The sequence below is a fragment of the Streptomyces sp. Da 82-17 genome (genome assembly GCF_046098215.1).
Lineage (GTDB): Bacteria > Actinomycetota > Actinomycetes > Streptomycetales > Streptomycetaceae > Streptomyces.
The window spans coordinates 138,361-152,994 of record NZ_JBJURH010000004.1; the positions used below are offsets into that span (position 1 = coordinate 138,361).

Annotated in this window: 19 protein-coding genes; 2 read left to right on the forward strand and 17 right to left on the reverse strand. The window is 69.7% G+C overall.

Annotated features, from left to right (window positions below; translation table 11 throughout):
* Positions 1-8: 8 nt before the first annotated feature.
* From ACIDOF_RS08295 to ACIDOF_RS08340, 10 genes are all read right to left on the reverse strand, one after another.
* Complete coding sequence (locus ACIDOF_RS08295) at positions 9-809, reverse strand: aminoglycoside phosphotransferase (RefSeq protein WP_409005346.1); 801 nt, start codon at positions 807-809, stop codon at positions 9-11.
* 79 nt (positions 810-888) lie between these two features.
* On the reverse strand, positions 889-1,017 hold the full coding sequence (locus ACIDOF_RS08300) for a hypothetical protein (RefSeq protein WP_409005074.1): 129 nt from the start codon (positions 1,015-1,017) through the stop codon (positions 889-891).
* A gap of 15 nt (positions 1,018-1,032) precedes the next feature.
* The gene (locus ACIDOF_RS08305) at positions 1,033-2,148 is read right to left on the reverse strand and encodes a radical SAM protein (RefSeq protein WP_409005075.1); all 1,116 of its coding nucleotides are present in this window, start codon (positions 2,146-2,148) and stop codon (positions 1,033-1,035) included.
* Between the two features lie 542 nt (positions 2,149-2,690).
* Positions 2,691-3,071 carry an ATP-binding protein gene (locus tag ACIDOF_RS08310; protein WP_409005076.1) on the reverse strand — a complete coding sequence of 127 codons (381 nt, stop codon included), beginning with the start codon at positions 3,069-3,071 and terminating at the stop codon, positions 2,691-2,693.
* Between the two features lie 62 nt (positions 3,072-3,133).
* On the reverse strand, positions 3,134-3,679 hold the full coding sequence (locus ACIDOF_RS08315) for a hypothetical protein (RefSeq protein ID WP_409005077.1): 546 nt from the start codon (positions 3,677-3,679) through the stop codon (positions 3,134-3,136).
* Between the two features lie 54 nt (positions 3,680-3,733).
* Entirely contained in the window at positions 3,734-4,963 is a 1,230-nt protein-coding gene (locus tag ACIDOF_RS08320) for a helix-turn-helix domain-containing protein (protein ID WP_409005078.1), read from the reverse strand.
* Positions 4,964-5,103: 140 nt separating this feature from the next.
* A complete protein-coding gene (locus ACIDOF_RS08325) occupies positions 5,104-5,355 on the reverse strand; it encodes a hypothetical protein (protein ID WP_409005079.1) in 252 nt (83 codons plus the stop codon).
* Positions 5,352-5,630, reverse strand: coding sequence for a hypothetical protein (locus ACIDOF_RS08330; protein WP_409005080.1), 279 nt, complete (start codon positions 5,628-5,630; stop codon positions 5,352-5,354). The genes ACIDOF_RS08325 and ACIDOF_RS08330 overlap by 4 nt, the downstream gene beginning before the upstream one ends.
* A gap of 24 nt (positions 5,631-5,654) precedes the next feature.
* Complete coding sequence (locus ACIDOF_RS08335; RefSeq protein WP_409005081.1) at positions 5,655-6,485, reverse strand: hypothetical protein; 831 nt, start codon at positions 6,483-6,485, stop codon at positions 5,655-5,657.
* The gene (locus tag ACIDOF_RS08340; RefSeq protein ID WP_409005082.1) at positions 6,485-7,561 is read right to left on the reverse strand and encodes a hypothetical protein; all 1,077 of its coding nucleotides are present in this window, start codon (positions 7,559-7,561) and stop codon (positions 6,485-6,487) included. Before ACIDOF_RS08340 ends, ACIDOF_RS08335 begins: the two co-directional genes overlap by 1 nt.
* Before the next feature lie 96 nt (positions 7,562-7,657).
* On the opposite strand from ACIDOF_RS08340, the gene ACIDOF_RS08345 reads away from it, so the two are divergent.
* Entirely contained in the window at positions 7,658-8,035 is a 378-nt protein-coding gene (locus ACIDOF_RS08345) for a hypothetical protein (protein WP_409005083.1), read from the forward strand.
* Entirely contained in the window at positions 8,019-8,597 is a 579-nt protein-coding gene (locus ACIDOF_RS08350) for a hypothetical protein (RefSeq protein ID WP_409005084.1), read from the forward strand. Before ACIDOF_RS08345 ends, ACIDOF_RS08350 begins: the two co-directional genes overlap by 17 nt.
* Here the strand turns inward: ACIDOF_RS08350 and ACIDOF_RS08355 are convergent.
* The 7 genes from ACIDOF_RS08355 to ACIDOF_RS08385 form a co-directional block, all read right to left on the reverse strand.
* Positions 8,583-9,488 (reverse strand): phage distal tail protein, encoded by a 906-nt coding sequence (locus tag ACIDOF_RS08355; protein WP_409005085.1) that lies wholly within the window; start codon positions 9,486-9,488, stop codon positions 8,583-8,585. The genes ACIDOF_RS08350 and ACIDOF_RS08355 overlap by 15 nt on opposite strands.
* 5 nt (positions 9,489-9,493) lie before the next feature.
* On the reverse strand, positions 9,494-11,677 hold the full coding sequence (locus tag ACIDOF_RS08360; protein ID WP_409005086.1) for a hypothetical protein: 2,184 nt from the start codon (positions 11,675-11,677) through the stop codon (positions 9,494-9,496).
* 983 nt (positions 11,678-12,660) lie between these two features.
* Positions 12,661-12,816, reverse strand: a complete 156-nt coding sequence (locus ACIDOF_RS08365; RefSeq protein WP_409005087.1) for a hypothetical protein — start codon at positions 12,814-12,816, stop codon at positions 12,661-12,663.
* Positions 12,817-12,884: 68 nt separating this feature from the next.
* Positions 12,885-13,325 (reverse strand): hypothetical protein, encoded by a 441-nt coding sequence (locus ACIDOF_RS08370; RefSeq protein WP_409005088.1) that lies wholly within the window; start codon positions 13,323-13,325, stop codon positions 12,885-12,887.
* Positions 13,322-13,804, reverse strand: a complete 483-nt coding sequence (locus ACIDOF_RS08375; RefSeq protein ID WP_409005089.1) for a phage tail tube protein — start codon at positions 13,802-13,804, stop codon at positions 13,322-13,324. Before ACIDOF_RS08375 ends, ACIDOF_RS08370 begins: the two co-directional genes overlap by 4 nt.
* 30 nt (positions 13,805-13,834) lie before the next feature.
* Complete coding sequence (locus ACIDOF_RS08380; protein WP_409005090.1) at positions 13,835-14,266, reverse strand: minor capsid protein; 432 nt, start codon at positions 14,264-14,266, stop codon at positions 13,835-13,837.
* Positions 14,259-14,612, reverse strand: coding sequence for a hypothetical protein (locus ACIDOF_RS08385; protein WP_409005091.1), 354 nt, complete (start codon positions 14,610-14,612; stop codon positions 14,259-14,261). The genes ACIDOF_RS08380 and ACIDOF_RS08385 overlap by 8 nt, the downstream gene beginning before the upstream one ends.
* Between the last annotated feature and the right edge of the window lie 22 nt (positions 14,613-14,634).

Sequence of the window (14,634 nt, forward strand, 5' to 3'; positions counted from 1 at the left end):
TCCCCTGGTCAGTGGTGGCGGTGGGTGGCCCACTGTGCGGCTGCTTCGGCGAGGCTCTGTTTCCACTCCACCTCGGGTGAGTCCGCGGCGATGCCGTCCCAGAGGCGCTGTTGCGCGGTGGCGAACACGTCGAGAGCGTGGGGCGGCGCGGCGGACCAGGCGGGGATCTTGGCGGCCCAGCGCTCGGCGCCCTCGGGGGTGTGGCCGGCGGAGATGAGCCAGACCGCCCAGCAGGCGGCGTCGATCCACGCCGCGCCGCGGGTGGGCCATGCCCAGTCGACGACGCGGGCGGCGCCTTCGCTGATCAGGATGTTGTCGGGGGTCCAGTCGGTGTGTAGCACGGTGTCGCCGCGCAGGAGTCCAGCATCGTCGGGGGTGTCGACGTAGTCGGCGAGCCGCTGCTCGATCTGCTTCAGTTCGAGGTCTGCGGGCGCGCGTACCTGGGACAGGCTGATGAGGGCCTCGACGACGAGGGGCAGGTCGGTGGAGCCGGGCCGGTAGTCAGCCGGTCGGCCGTCGAGGTACTCGAAGGCGAGCAGGTTCCACTCGCCGTCGTCGTGGATCCACAGCAGCCGTGGGGCGAGGGGCGCGACGTAGGGGTTGATGGCGGCCTCGCGCTGCTGCGTCCAGGCGCGCGGGTGGTCACAGCGCAGCCCTTTGACGAAGACGCGGCCGGCGCGGGTGTCGAGGGCGGCGGCGATCTCGCTGTTCGCGCCTTTGGCGGCGTTCTTGGCGGCGTAGACGGGCCCGGTGCGGGCGGCGACGGCGTCGCGGGTGGCTGTGGGCAGGTCGGTCCATTGAAGTCGCATGGTCACCACGGGCGGAGTGTAGGGATCGGGAAAGGATGAGGCCGCCCGCACTCGGCGGGCGGCCTCGACGGGATTCGGCTTAGTACGGGTTGTCGTTCCCGCAGCCGCGCATGACCTCGTTGCCGGCGACGGTGTCGAGGTCCTCGACGAGCTCGAACTCGTCGTCGACCTCGGGCCGCGGGGTGATCTCTACGGCGATGGCTGTCATTGGGTGTACCTCCCTTCAGGCGTGTTGGCAGTAGCGGTCCAGGGACGAGCCGGCCTTGCGGTACAGCGTCACGAGCGGCATGCACGTGGTGCACGTCTTCTGAAGCGAGCAGCCGTTGCACCCGCTGTGGCGCTGTAGTGCTCGGTCGGCGATGTCCCCGAGCCGGGACAGGCCCGCGACCCCCTCTTTCAGAAGCGGGATCGGGTGGTCGCGGGAGATCTTGCAGACGCTCGCCAGGCCGAAGGGGTTCACGTTCAAGGACGTGTGGCCGGCGTCGCATCCGGTGAACGGGGTCCGGTTGTGCAGGAATTCGGGTGCCTGCTGGGCGAGGGGGTCGGCGTCGCCGGTGAAGGTCGGCGACATGTGGCTGTACTCGCGTACGCGTGAGGCGTAGCGGGCCGCGAGCTCGCGCATGGCGGGCGCCTCGTGGGCGTTCTCGCGGGTGACGACGACACTCAGCGACAGCGGCAGACCGGCCTCGCGTGCCGCGTCCAGCCCGCGGACGAACTTCCGGAACGCGCCCCGGCGCCCGGTGAATTCGTCGAACGTGGCCTCGGTGGCGCCGTAGACGCTGAGCGTCACGCGGTACGGCCGACGGGTGGTGAGCAGGTCGAGGACGTGCGGCCGGTACAGGGTCGAGCCGTTGGTGAGGATCTCGACCATCATGCCGAGGTCGTAGGCGAGCGTGTACGTCTCGGGAAAGTGCCGGTCGATGGTGCACTCGCCGCCGCCGAGCTCCAGCCACAGAACGCCGGCGTCCCGCAGGATGTGCAGCAGCCTCTCGCGTGCCTCCCAGGCGAGGCCCTCGTGCCGCTTGGCGCCGTACACGCAGTGCGAACACGCCCAGTTGCAACCGTTGTTGACCTCGTACGAGGCCCGGCCGTGCCCGTACGGTGACGGATCGCGGACGAGTACGGTCTCGCCCGTGGACCGGTCGGCGAGGTCGAGGTTCCAGCCTCGGCGTGCTGCGGCGCGCAGCCACGCCGGTAACGGAGCGCCGGTCGCGGCGAGTTGGCGAAGTTCGAGGTAGCGGTGCGTCTTGATCCTCACGCCGCGGGCGCTGCCGGGGTGGAGTACGAGGTGCTCGTCGAGGAACGGGCTCACGATGAGTTCATGCGTGGGCGCTGACATGCACCCTCCTTGCCGGAGTGGGAATGAGCGAGCGAGTGAGCTGACTGTCCGAGACGGTGAGCAGGGGGTCGTAGTCGATGCCGCACGTTGCGAGGGCGGCTGCCGTACGGCGCTCGCGCTGAATTCGGCGCAACTCCTCGGCAGCACAAGCCTGTTCGTAGACGCGGAGGTAAGGGCGTACGAGGGCGACGGCGTGACCGTCCAGCGGTTGTCGACGGGCGATCACGTGAGGTGGGACGGGCCGTCGTGCGTAGGTAGGCGCGGTAGGCAGCACGGGGAGCATGGCGGGTAGCGGATGCGGCGCGGTGCGGGCGCGGATGCGGTGCAGGGTCCGGCGCACGCCCGGCGCTAACCAGATGTAGAGGTAGGCGATAAGGTCGCGCATTGCGTTGGTGGTCCCTTGGAATCGGTGGCCATTGACGTTTCGCCTCGGCGGTCGGTGCAACGGCCGCCGAGGCGCCCTCTTGCGGGCGTGGATGCAGGGGGCGGTGCGTGGTCACGAGAGAGTCGCTGCATGCGTCGCCGATGGGCGTGGCCGGGCCCTAGCCGTTCGGGCTTGCGACAGAGAGCCGGAAGTCGGCCCAGACGATCTTTCCGGGCCCGTCGCGCCTCGTGGTGCCCCAGTCGTCGGCGAGCATCGCGACGAGCAGCAGGCCGCGGCCCCTGTCGTCGTCCTCGGACGCCTCCCGTACCTGAGGTGTGCCCCCGCCGGCGTCGTGCACTTCGAGGTGCAGAACGTCAGGCGTGAGGGTGAGGCCAACACGGAACATGCGGCCCGGCGGGGTGTGTTGTAGTGCGTTCGTAGCGAGTTCGGAGACGCACACGAGGATCTCCTCGACGCGTTCGCCCGGTACGAGGTCGAGGGTCGCTTCCCGTACGAATCTGCGCGCCCGGCTGACTGCCTCGCGGGAGCGCCTGAACATTTGCGCAACACGCAGCGGGGGCTTCGGCGGGGCAGGAGTATGGCGGTTGAGCGTCGTTGTTGTCATCCGGAGTGCTCCGCTCCCAGACGCGGCGACGACGTCACCTCGTAGAGCGGTGCTATGCCACGGGCCGCGGCGCATGCCCGATGAGCGTAGACCGGGCGGTCTGCACCGGAGCCTGACTGCACGACGCGGACGCAGACAGTCGGGCTGGGCTCCGGGCAGTAGGCGCACGAGCGCTCGCCTCGCCCGTCCGCGATGATCAGGAACGAATCAGACGTGCCGCCGTCCACGTGGTGAAGCGTGATGGGGAACGTGGTCGTCCCGTTCACGCCGTCGATTCGAAGCTCGCCCAGACTGAGGGTGGCGTGGCTGACGGGCGCGTGCACGGGCGTAAGCGTCGATCCGTCGCCCTTCGCCCGCCAGTCCCTGCCACCGCCGGGCGTACGCAGGTGGAACGTCTTCACGGTCTCGTTGGGCGTGGCGATGACCACGCCAACCCGGTGGCCCGCCGCCTCGTCGAGGGCAAGGTCACCGAGGCGGGGACGGTACGCGCCGGAGGATAAGTCGCCTACATGTTGCGGGAGTTGCTCGTTCGCTTCGGCCATGCTCCGAAGCTATGAGGGCAGGCAGGGCCGAATATGAATCGACGGAATACCGCGTTATCCGTCGAGGTGGAAGCGGTTGGACATGCGACGCAGCTTCTCGCGCGTGGCTGCACGCTCGGCATAGACGATGCTCCGCAGAGTCGAGCGTGCGATCGGATGGTTGCGCACGAGCTGGGGAGCGATGGTCTCGGCCGTCTCCAGTTCCTTGAGGGCCTTGTCGCGGTTGCCGTCCCACAGCCACGCCCGCGCGAGATCCATGTGAAAGTGTCCCCGCCGTGAGTGCGGGAGGGACGCCACAAGATCCGGCGACGTGCGGCGGCTTATCTTCAGAGCCTTGCTCTGCTGGCCCATTTCGAGGGCGACGCTTACCGCGTGAATCGCCACGTTCCCCGGCGAGAACGTAAGGGAGTGCCGGTCGTAGAACGGCGGTCCGTCGTGCTGGGCCATGCGGTCGGCGGCGACCTTCGCGTGGGCGATGCGGTCCTCGGCCTCGGCGGGGCGTCCGCCACGGGCGGCGGAGACCGCGGCGCGCAGTTGGAGGGTTCCCCATGCCCGGAGGGACAAGGGGTCTCCCTGCTCGTACGGCGTCTGCACGGTGGCGAGGGCGCGGTCGGAGAGCGCTACTGCGTCGTCCCAATCCGCGGTCGCCCACATGTCCCACACGCGCATCCAGTCGGCGACCGCCGGCAGGACAGCGTCCCCAGACAGGCGGGCCGCCCAGGCGGCACGCTCGCACGCCATCGCGACCAACTCAGGGTGGCCGAGGGCGTGGGCCGAGGTGTGAGCGAACTTGCAGCACACGGCGTAGATCGCGTACGCCTCTTCACGCTCGTGGCCCTCGGCAACCTCGATCAGGGCGCGAGCCTCGCGGAAGAGATCCGGCAACACCCGCAGGATCGACACGTTCGCCGCAGCATCGCGCAGCCGGTGCAGGCGAGTTGCTTCCCGCCACAGTTGGGATGCAGTACGGGGCGTGCCGTCGAAGACCGGCGCGAGGTCGTAGCGGCGCAGCTCGCGCAGGATCGAGGATGCGGCGACCTGCCATTGGTTCTCGTCAGGTGAGCTGTTGTACGGGCGGCCGATCAGGTCGTTGGGGTGCACGTGCAACTCGGCTGCCACGGCGTTGAGTACGCCGACGCGGTCGATTTCAACGCGCCCGTTCTCAACCTTCGACACCCACCCTTGGGACCGACCCAGGGCGGCGGCGAGGTCAGCCTGAGGCATTCCGAGCCGGAGCCGAGCGCGCCGGACACGCTCTCCGATCTCTTCGGCTTCTTCCAACATCAGCAGGCTCCATCTGTCGGGCTTATCTCAGACGGTACCTACGGAGGGCGGTGCCTGTGCAGGGGTATTGGGAGAGACGGCCCAGGAACGGCCAAAGCGCCCCCGTTCCCGGCTTGCAGCCGGGAACGGGGGCGCGGCGTTCAGTGCGTGAGCTGCCATGCGGACAGCGTGAGGGCGGCGACGGCGACGAGGGCGGCGACGCTTGGGAGGGGCCAGCGGCGTTGTTCGCCGCGGTCGAGGCGTGCGTCGTGTTCGTCGAGTCGCTTGTCGGTCTGGTCGTGGCGTTGGGCGAGCAGGGCGAGGCGGCCGTCGAGGCGGGCGAAGCCTTCCTGCACGGTGCCGCGGAGTTGGGCGAGTTCGAGGGCGATGTCGGTCGGGTCGGGGTCGGTCACACACTGCCCCCGTCGCTCCCGGCCGGGGCGGGCTCGCGGGCGTCGCCTCCCGCGCCGGTGTCCGGTACGGCGGTGCGCAGCCACTTGGGGAGCAGCTTCTGTACGGCGTCGAGCGCCATCACGCGCGTGAGGCCGGCGGCGACGGCGAGGGCTACGCCGACGCCGACGGCGGTGCGGGGGATGCCGGACGCGTTGAGGATCAGGGGGAAGGCGGCGGCGAGGCCGAGCAGGGTCTGCACGATGGTGCGGGCGGTGCGGCGTGCGGCATCGGACATGGGCGAAGTCCCTTTCAGGTGCGGCTACTTTGCGTCGCTGTCGTCGTTGGTCTCGACGGCGAGGCGGGGGTCGGGCTTGCTGCTCGCGTCGGCGGCCTCGCCGGCGGGGGCGTCGGGGGCTTCGGCGGCGGCGAACGTGTTGCGGCCGTAGGCGGCGAACAGGCGGGTCTCGATCGGCTGGTGGGCCTTGGCGCTGCGGTGCTCGATCTGCCATCCCGCGTAGTCGAGGAACCCGACGCCGTGCAGGGGCCGCTCGATGGTGCGAGCGGTCCACTTGCCGGCCGGCACCTCCCACTCGTCGACGACGATCGGTTTGCCGCCCTCGGGCAGCAGCCGTACGCGGACGGTGCCGCCGGCCTCGGCGAGGGTGGACAGCTTGAGGACGGCGACGGCGTTGTGCGCGGGGGCGCCGCCGACCCAGGCGTATCGCCAGTCGGCCGAGGTGCTCGACTGGTCGCCGGTCGGGTTGAGGCCGAGGGGGAGCCAGGGGCGGCCGAGGAATCGGTCGCTGTGCCGGTCGTCCATGACGAGAATGCGGTCGGGCGCGGCGAGGTCGCGCGACCACATGCGCCAGGTGCCGCGGTCTTCCTTCTCGCCCTCGACGGTGAGCGCATAGGTGCCGTCGAAGCGGCGCAGGACGGTGCCATAACTGCCGTCGGGCCACTCGCCGACGGTGAACGTCGCGTAGTCCTTGTTCGGCGGGACGACGACGAGCTGCCCGCCCTCGGTGATCTTCACGTCGCCCTCGCGGATCTCGTCGAGGGCGGGGCGGGTCTGCGCGCGGCCGGCGATCTCGCGCACCTTGCGCTCAAGGTCGCGGATGCGGTCGAGCAGGTCGGAAGGGACGGTAGCCATCAGGCGGCGGCCTCCAATGTGAGGGTTGCGGTTTCGCCCGCCTCGCGGGTGGGCGGGGTGACGTTGATGCCGACGACGCGGTGCCGGGTGTCGTAGCCCTCGGGGAACCACACATCGCGGATACGCAGCCGGATCGTGCGGCCGAGCAGGTCGGGGGTCACGCCCTGGTCGAGGCGCACGGTCACCGCGGGGATGACCTGCGGGCGGCGCGTGGCCGCGGCCTCGGCGCGGGCGTGCTGATTGAGCGTGTCCGGGTCGTCCACCGAGCTGTGGTCGCTGGTGCCGTCGAGGCGCGGCCAGCCGGCGGCGAGGTCGTCCTCGGCGACGAGCAGCTCGGACAACAGGGGCTTGGACGCGGCGGCCTGGTTGCGGTTGTTGCTCGCGCCGCGGGCCTGCCAGACGTTCGCGAGCGGGGTCGCGTCCTCGGGGTGCTCGTAGGTGAGCACGGGGCCGGGGTGGGCTAGGACGACGTCGGACTCGCCGCGCACGATGCGCGGGTGGCCGAGTTCAAGCAGCTTGCGGCGACGCCCGGTGTCCGGGTCGCGCTCGCACCGAATGCGCCACTCGAACCCCTCCTCGACGGCGGCGAGCTTGTCGAGCAGCTCCCGCACGGTGGGTTGGTCGTACTTGCTGAAGCGGCGCGACCGGCTGATGCCCGAGAGATGGGTGTCGTACTCGATGCCGATGTCGCCGCCAGGCAGGGCCTGCGCGTACTCGACGAGGTTGCGGGCGATGTCGAGTTGGTCGATGTCCTCGGCTCGCAGCGACTCGAACAGCTTGCGGTGTTCGAGGTAGGTGTCGAAAGTCCCGGCCTGTACCTCGGCCGAGGCGAACCCGCGCTCGTCGATCTTCGGGACGACCGACCACAAGACGCCGCCCCACCAGATGTCGCGGTCGCGCTCAACCCACAGGGCCGTGCGGCCTCCTTGCAGGATCGGGCGGACGCGGTCGGCGATCTCACGGTTCGGCACGGGCACGGTGGCCCGGAGCGAGCCGGCCTTGCCGATCCAGTCCTCGACGGCGACCTCGGTGACGGGCAGCACGTCGAGCAGGGCGTCGGTACGCAGGTCGCACACGAGCACGCGGTACGAGGCGGCGTTGTTTCCGTATCTCTCTGACAGAGCGCGTTCATCTCCTTACGCTTAGTGCGATCCGAGGGGACAGGGGGACACATGTCGGATCTGGGATTTGTGGTCCAGAGCGTGGCCACGTCACTTGCGGGCCTGCTGGTCAGCGATGCCTATACGTCGGTGCGGCCTCGGCTGAGTTCGATCTTGCGTCGCTCAGGCGGGGAGGAGAGTCCTCGGATCGAGGATCTCGACCGGCTTCGTGAGGCTGACCCTGCGACGCTTGAAGCCGAGGTACGCGCCTACGTTCAGCGACTTGCAGACGGTGATGAGCGTCTTCTGCGCCAGCTTCAGGACGCCTTGGGGACTCCGGAGCGTGGCATTCACATGAACATCCACGACAACCAGTTCCGTGGCCCGACTCAGATGGGCGGCGTTCAGATCGTCAACATGTACGAGGCGGATCATGAGCCGGAGCTCTGACGAGGACCCGGAAGAGAACGATGGAGAGCCGAAGGGCGACCCTGATGGCGAGAAGGGCAGGACTTCCGGCGATGGGTTGGAGGTCCACGGCAACGTATTCATCGGGGCGACGTCGATCGGCGGCGTTCAGAACCTGGCCGGATTCAGCGCCACTTCGGGGGAGCCTGAGCGGTCGCTGCCTTCACGCGTCTGGGCCGTAGCCACGGTCGCGTGGGCGATGTGCCCGATGGTGGCGTGGTCCACGCTGTCTATGTCGGAGAGCCTTCCGGGGAGGCTTGCGGAGCTCAGCCACTCCGCCACGCCCTACGTCGTCCTGCTGGGAGTGGTTGCTGCTCTCCTCGACGTTGCCGCCTACTTCTTGTATCAGCGGTGGACTGTGGCCCGGCGAGTGATCAATGACCCCGTCACGTGGAAGATTCGGCTCGTGGCGGCACTCGTCGGCGGCCTTGGCCTGGGGGCCTTGATGTTCCTCAATAGTCGTGAGCCTCGCGCAGAAGACATCCGAACAGCCGCTCCTCACTGCGTTGCCGTTGGACTGCCCTGGTGTTCACCAGTGAGCTGAACGCCACCGCAGGGAGACGGCAGCGCGCGGGTCGGCAGGGACGGTAGCGGCGCCCCAGAATTCGAGCTCGTTCTCGCCGGGGTCGAGGGTAAATGCCTGCTCGGGCCAACTCGCGATGCTCGCCTCGGCGAGCAGGCTCTCGCCGGTCGGAAGCGTGGCGGTGCCGGCGAAGGTGTCGACGGTGAGCTCTTCCCACGGTTCGAGGGCGACGCGGTACTGAAGCTGGCGGCCGGTGGTGCGGTTGATCAGGGTCGGGGTGTCGACCGGCCCGCGGAACACGATCACGGGGTGCGTCGGGGCGGTGCCGACGTTGTACGCGGTCGTGTCGCCGGTGCTCGCCGGTACGCCGCGCGGGGCGCCGGTGACGGGGTCGGTGTGCCACGGCAGGCACGGCTCGGGCAGGCCGGCGTCGGTCTCCTGCACGGCGGGCGTGTAGCGGCGCGGGTCGGTGGCCACCCACTGGAGCGCGCCGCCGGTCACCGTGCCGACCGAGTAGCCGAGCTCGACCGGCACACTGCGGTTGATGATCCGCGCCCACGACATCAGCGGGCCGCGGTCGTCGAGGTGGACGAGCAGCGGCTGCTCGTCGAGCGCGATCGGCGTACCGGCGTTGAGCGCGTCGACGACGGCACCGAACCGGTACGCCTCCGAGCGCACGATCACCTCGTCGAGGCCGATCGTGCGGACCTGCGCGAGCAGCCGGCCTAGGTGTGCGCCGTGGTCGCCGGAGCGCGGGACGTTGCCCGAGTCCTGCGGGGGGAGCTCTTCCCACCCGGTGAGCTTGCGCCACCGGTAGGCGGTGCCGGTGCCGAGCAGCAGCTCGCCGTATCGGAGTTGGCCGGGCACCATCCCCTCGGCCATGCCGGCGGCGTCGACGGTGGTTCGGTCCATGCGGGTTAACCCCTCGCTTTCATGCGCCAGTTGAGTGCCGCGGCGGTCTGGTCCGGGCTGTGGCCGGCGGCGTTGTGGAAGTTCTCGATGTGCAGCAGCGGCCCACCGCTGGCGTACGGGCTGCTGCCGAAACCGGCGGCGCCCGCCGTGGCGGGGAATCCGGGGGCGGCGGGGACGGGCACGAGCCGGCGCATGGCGCCCTCAACGGCGCCCTGTCCCGAGGTGATGCCGGCGGCGACGCCGGCGGGAATCCAGCGCCCGACGTCGCGCGCCATGACACGGCTCGGCGAGCTGATGCCGAGGGCCTTCGCGATCGGTCCGGGGATCATGGACTTGGCCCATGAGATCAGCTTGCTTCGGAGCCAACCGCCCATGTTCCGGATGCCGTTCCACAGTCCGCGGATCAGATCGCGGCCCTTGGAGACGAGCAGTGTGCCGAGGCCGGCGAGCGCGGAAGCGATCCGGCCGGGCAGACCCCGGACCCAGGCGACCGCGCGCAGCGCCATCGCGACGATGGCCGAGCGGAACCGGGCGAACGCGGTCGTCGCCATCTCGCGCAGGCGCGGCGCGAGCGTGATCAGTGCGGCGCGGGCGCGGCCCGGAAGGGTCTTGATCCACTGCACCGCGAGGGCGATGCCCTTGCGGGCGTAGACGCCCAGGCGCAGGAACAGCGAGAACAGGAAGCGGCCGACGTTGGCGACCAGGGCTTTCGCCTTGGTCCACGCGCCGGAGAAATCGCCCTTGAGTAGGCTGACCAAGATCCGGATAGCGGGAACGACGATGCCGGTCAGGTACTTCGCCAGCACGGTCGCGAAGATCGACGCGAGCTTGCCGACGAGGCTGATGATCGGCGTCAGGATCGCCGCGAGGACACGCAGCCCGCTCCCGAGCAACTGCCCCAGCACCCCGATGAGCGGGCCGAGGGCGACGAGTACCTGCCCGAACGCCTGCCCCAGCGTGGCCAGGCTCGGGGCCAGCGCGGATATGAGCTGCGAGACGACCGGCAGGACGGCGCTCGCCAGGGTGCCGAGCAGCGCGGCCAACGGCTGTGCGATGGTGGGGAGTTGGGCCAGGATCGGCGCGAGCGCGGTCTGCAAGGTGGTGGCGAGCTGCTGCACCACTGGGGCGAGCTGCCGGAAGACTCCGCCCACTGCGGTCAGGATCGGAGTCAGCGCCGGCAGCAACGGCGCGATCGCGGTGACGAGTTGACCGATCGCACCGGCTGCGGCGCCGAGCACGGGACCGAGCGCGGTCACGATCGGCTGCAACCCCGCGCCGAGCGCGGAGATCAGCGTTTGCAGCGGCGGCCCGAGCTGCGCAATGGCCGGACCGAGCGCGTTCGCCAGAGTGGTGACCAGCGGCGCGAGCGCCCCCATGAGGGTGGAGAGCACCGGACCACCGGCCTGCGCGAGCGTGCCGATCAACTGCCCGAGGGCGGGCAGGATCTGCGAGACCCCGGCGAACAGGCCCGAGAGGCCGGTCGCCGCACCCTGCGCGCCGGTCGAGATCCCTTCGAGGAATCCGGCAAGCCCGCTGCCGAGCTGCGTCAGCCCGCCCGACACAGCGTTGATGACCGGTGTTGCGGCCGAGACGGTGCTCGCGAGCGCGGGGGCGAGCTTCTCGACCAGGCCGAGCGCGCCCTGCGCAAGGGTGCGGATCTGCGGCGCGGCGGCGGCGAACGCGCTGCGCAGCGAGGGGGCGATCTGGTCGAACGTGCTGCGGGCGTCGCCCGCGATGCCGACGAGCTCTTTGCCGATCGGCGCCGCCATCCCCTGAACCTCTGAGACGACGTGCTCTTTCAGGCCGCCGAACGCGTTCTGCACCTGCTGCGAGGACGCGGCGGCCTTGATGCCGATGGCCGCGAACAGCGCGGGGACCGCGACCAGGGCGCCGCCCGCGGCGAGCGTCCCGCCGGCGAGTGCCTTGGTCGCGGTGCCCAGTACGCCGAGGATGCCGCCGAGCGCGCCGAGGCTCGCCCGCGCGCGTTCGCCGGCGCCGCCGAGCCCGTCGCCGAGGGCAGCGCCCATGGCGGCGGATTCGGCGATGAACCGGCCGCGGATGTCGCGCAGCCGGCCGTCGGCGTCCCGCTGCAATCCCTGCAACGCGAGGTCGGTCTGCGCCACGCCCTGGCGGGCGCCGGACGCGTCGAGGTCGATGTATCCGACGAGCTCGCCAATGGTGAGCGCCATCGCGCAGACCACCCCACTTATCCATTTATGTGTGCAGTTGTCTCTTCTGTTGTGTATGGAGTTGTTCCGGTGCAGTCAGTGGTCGCTAAATCGGTGCGCGCTCGCAAAAGGTGAGTTTCGAGGTGCTCTCGCGTGTCCAAGGTGAGAGCTTGCATCGATGACGCCTGAATAGGTCGCGGCGGAGTTTCTTCGTGCGGAATGGCTCCAAGTCGACAACCGGCAGGGGTGCGCGCCTATATGCTCGGCTAGCCGTGATGCCCAACTCCACTAAGACGGCTGCCCCTTCGGGCTGCCCCCTGGCGTGCACAGGGTGTGCACGTCTTTGAGAGAAGGGATCACGGCATGGCAGGAAAACGACGACAAGGCGATGGAGACGGCGAAGAGACAGAGCCCACCCCGCTGCCCCGATGGGTACGGACCGTGGTAGCTCTCGCGCCGGTGTTCACGCCCATCGTCGTGGTGTGTGTACAGGCCTTCGCCCGCTAGTCGGGGCCGGGCCTGGAGAGGAGACGGTCGGCTTGGGTCGACTCGCTGAATGAGCGAGGCTCGACCGCCTGTAGCTCGGCCGAGCCTCGCTCGGTACACACGCACGGGTCTGGCTTCGGGGTCGCATCCCGGGGCCAGGCCCCTGTCGTGCGTGTGCGTCTTCGCAGGTCACCGGTGTCTACTACACCGCAATCAGAGGCGGCGTTAAAAGACACAGCCGATCACGTCCCGGTGCAACCTTTAAGTAGACAGTAGCGCGGAAGTTCTCCCGATGGGGATAACCCTCAAGTTTTTAGGGTCAGGAAACCGAGTAAGAACGGGACGTTCAGGAACCGGGTAAGCGCGGAACGTTCGTGGAACCGGGAGAGAACGAGACGTCCACGGAACGGGGAAAGTGCGAGACGTTCGCGAACCAAGTAAGGACGGGACGTTCACGGAACCGGGAGGGAACGAGACGCCCCAGTACTGGATCTCGCCCGCGCGCAGAACGGTAGCCGCTAGAGCCCGTGATCCGGTGTCGGAGCTCGATGGCCCGTGAGGGCGGCGATCTCGTGCGGGTTGCTCACGGCGCGGGGCGTTCGAGCCCAGATGCGGGGGAACTTGGCCTCGGCGGGCAGGCCACCGACCAGGGCGAGGAACCGGCGCGTGCTCACGGTGGCGAGCTGCTCGGCACCGAGGTGGTACTCGCGGGCGAGGTCGGCCTCGACCGCGCCCCAGTTGGTCAGGACGGCTTGCCAGAAGCGGCCCGAACCGTCGCCGGGGTCGGCCGCGGCAGGGCTTTTCCCTCCTCGGCGGCCTCACGTTCGTCGTACGCGGCGGCGGCCTCGGGCATCGACAGGCAGCCCGGTTCACGGGAGTTGGCCGCGGCCCACACAAGGACGATGCCGAGCTGCCGGTCGGTCATGCCGTGCTCGGCCCACTCGTCGAGCGCGGCGGGTCCGAACAGGCTGGAGAGCAGGCGCCGGATGTCGTCGGGGTTGTCGCTGTCCTTGACGCGCTCCATCTGGAGTGTGAACAGCAGCGGCAGCGAGGTGGGCAGCACGTACTCGCGCCCGTAAAGGCGCAGGACGGCGCCGAACCGCGGCTCGGCGTGCTCGGCGAAGAACGCGTCGAAGTCGGCGACCTCGTGCCCGTGTTCGTGGTCTTGGCTGTGCTCGGTCACGCGGCACTCTCCTCAGCGCAGATCGGGAAGACGGGGGCGTAGCGCGGGCGTCCGCACTGCGTGAACGTCGCCGTCCAGCTCGTCTTGTCGTTGGTCTCGCCGCTCTGCTCGTCGGGCGTGACGGTGGCCTCCCAGATCACCCATGTGTCCTGCGAGTCGTGGCGCCAGCGGATGAGGTTGCGCGAGTCGATGCCGAGGCGCTGGCCCCAGTAGCGATCGACGTAGGCCTGTCCGGGGACCTGTCGGCCGGACTTGTCGAGCGCGTACTGTCCTTCGAGCTCGATCTGCCCGCCGCGCTGCATGACGTCTTGTTCGTACCAGCCCTTGGAGTCGAACGACGTCGTCTCGGCCGTCTCCTCGTTCTCGCTGTCGTTCTTCGACCACGAGGTGAGGTTCTCGATCGGTAGCCAGTGATCGCCGGGGCGGCTCTGGTCCTTGACCTCGAACACCCAGCCTCGGGCGTCAATCGGTCGTCCCATGCGGGAAACTCCCTTGTCTTCAGTCGGTGTTCAGTTGTGGCGGTGAGTGGTCGGTGCCTCGATGTCGAGGCGGTAGTTCGTGACGTGCTCGTGCCGCCCGGCCGTGTCGGTCCCGAGCGGGGCCGGGGTGGTGACGGCGGCGGCGAGCACGAGCCAGATGCCGCCGGGTAGCGCGATGCCGGCGAGGCCGTGCAGCGCGTCGTAGATCGCCTCGGCCCGTTGGCGGGACGTGCGCGGATCGGCGGTGCCGCGGGTACGGACTTGCAGGGACCGCACGTCCCATCCGTTGCGGGCGTCCGTGGCGCCCGCCCCGTACAGGGACAGGCACACGGCTTCGTCGGGGGCCGGCGGCATCGCTTCGATGAACGTGTCGCCGCAGGTGCCTCTCGGGTCGTAGGCGAGCAGGCCGCGCTCGTCGAGGTAGCGGGCGAGCGCGTCGAGGTAGTCGAGCGGATCAGCCACGGAGCGACCGCCTCACCTGCGCGGCGATGATCTGCGCGACCGTCGAAGCTGACTCGTTCAGCGGATCTTCGAGGTACTTGGCCTTGCGGCCGGGGTCGTGGCGGTAGGTGAGTTCCTCGTGCTGGCGGACCGCGTACGGGGTGTCGTACGAGACGGCGGCGGTCAGGTCGTTCTCGTCGACGGTGGCGACCCCGGAGCGTTCGAGGGTGGCCTCGTCGATCGGGACCTGTGCGCGGGAGCGGCCGAGGACGTACTCGGCCGCGATCCGCAGCCCGCGCGCGGCGCCCGCGCGGGTACCGGCGAGGGCCTGCTCGCCGTTGAAGCGCAGGCGGGTGCGCTGGGTCATACGAAGGGCCACCTCCCTGGCT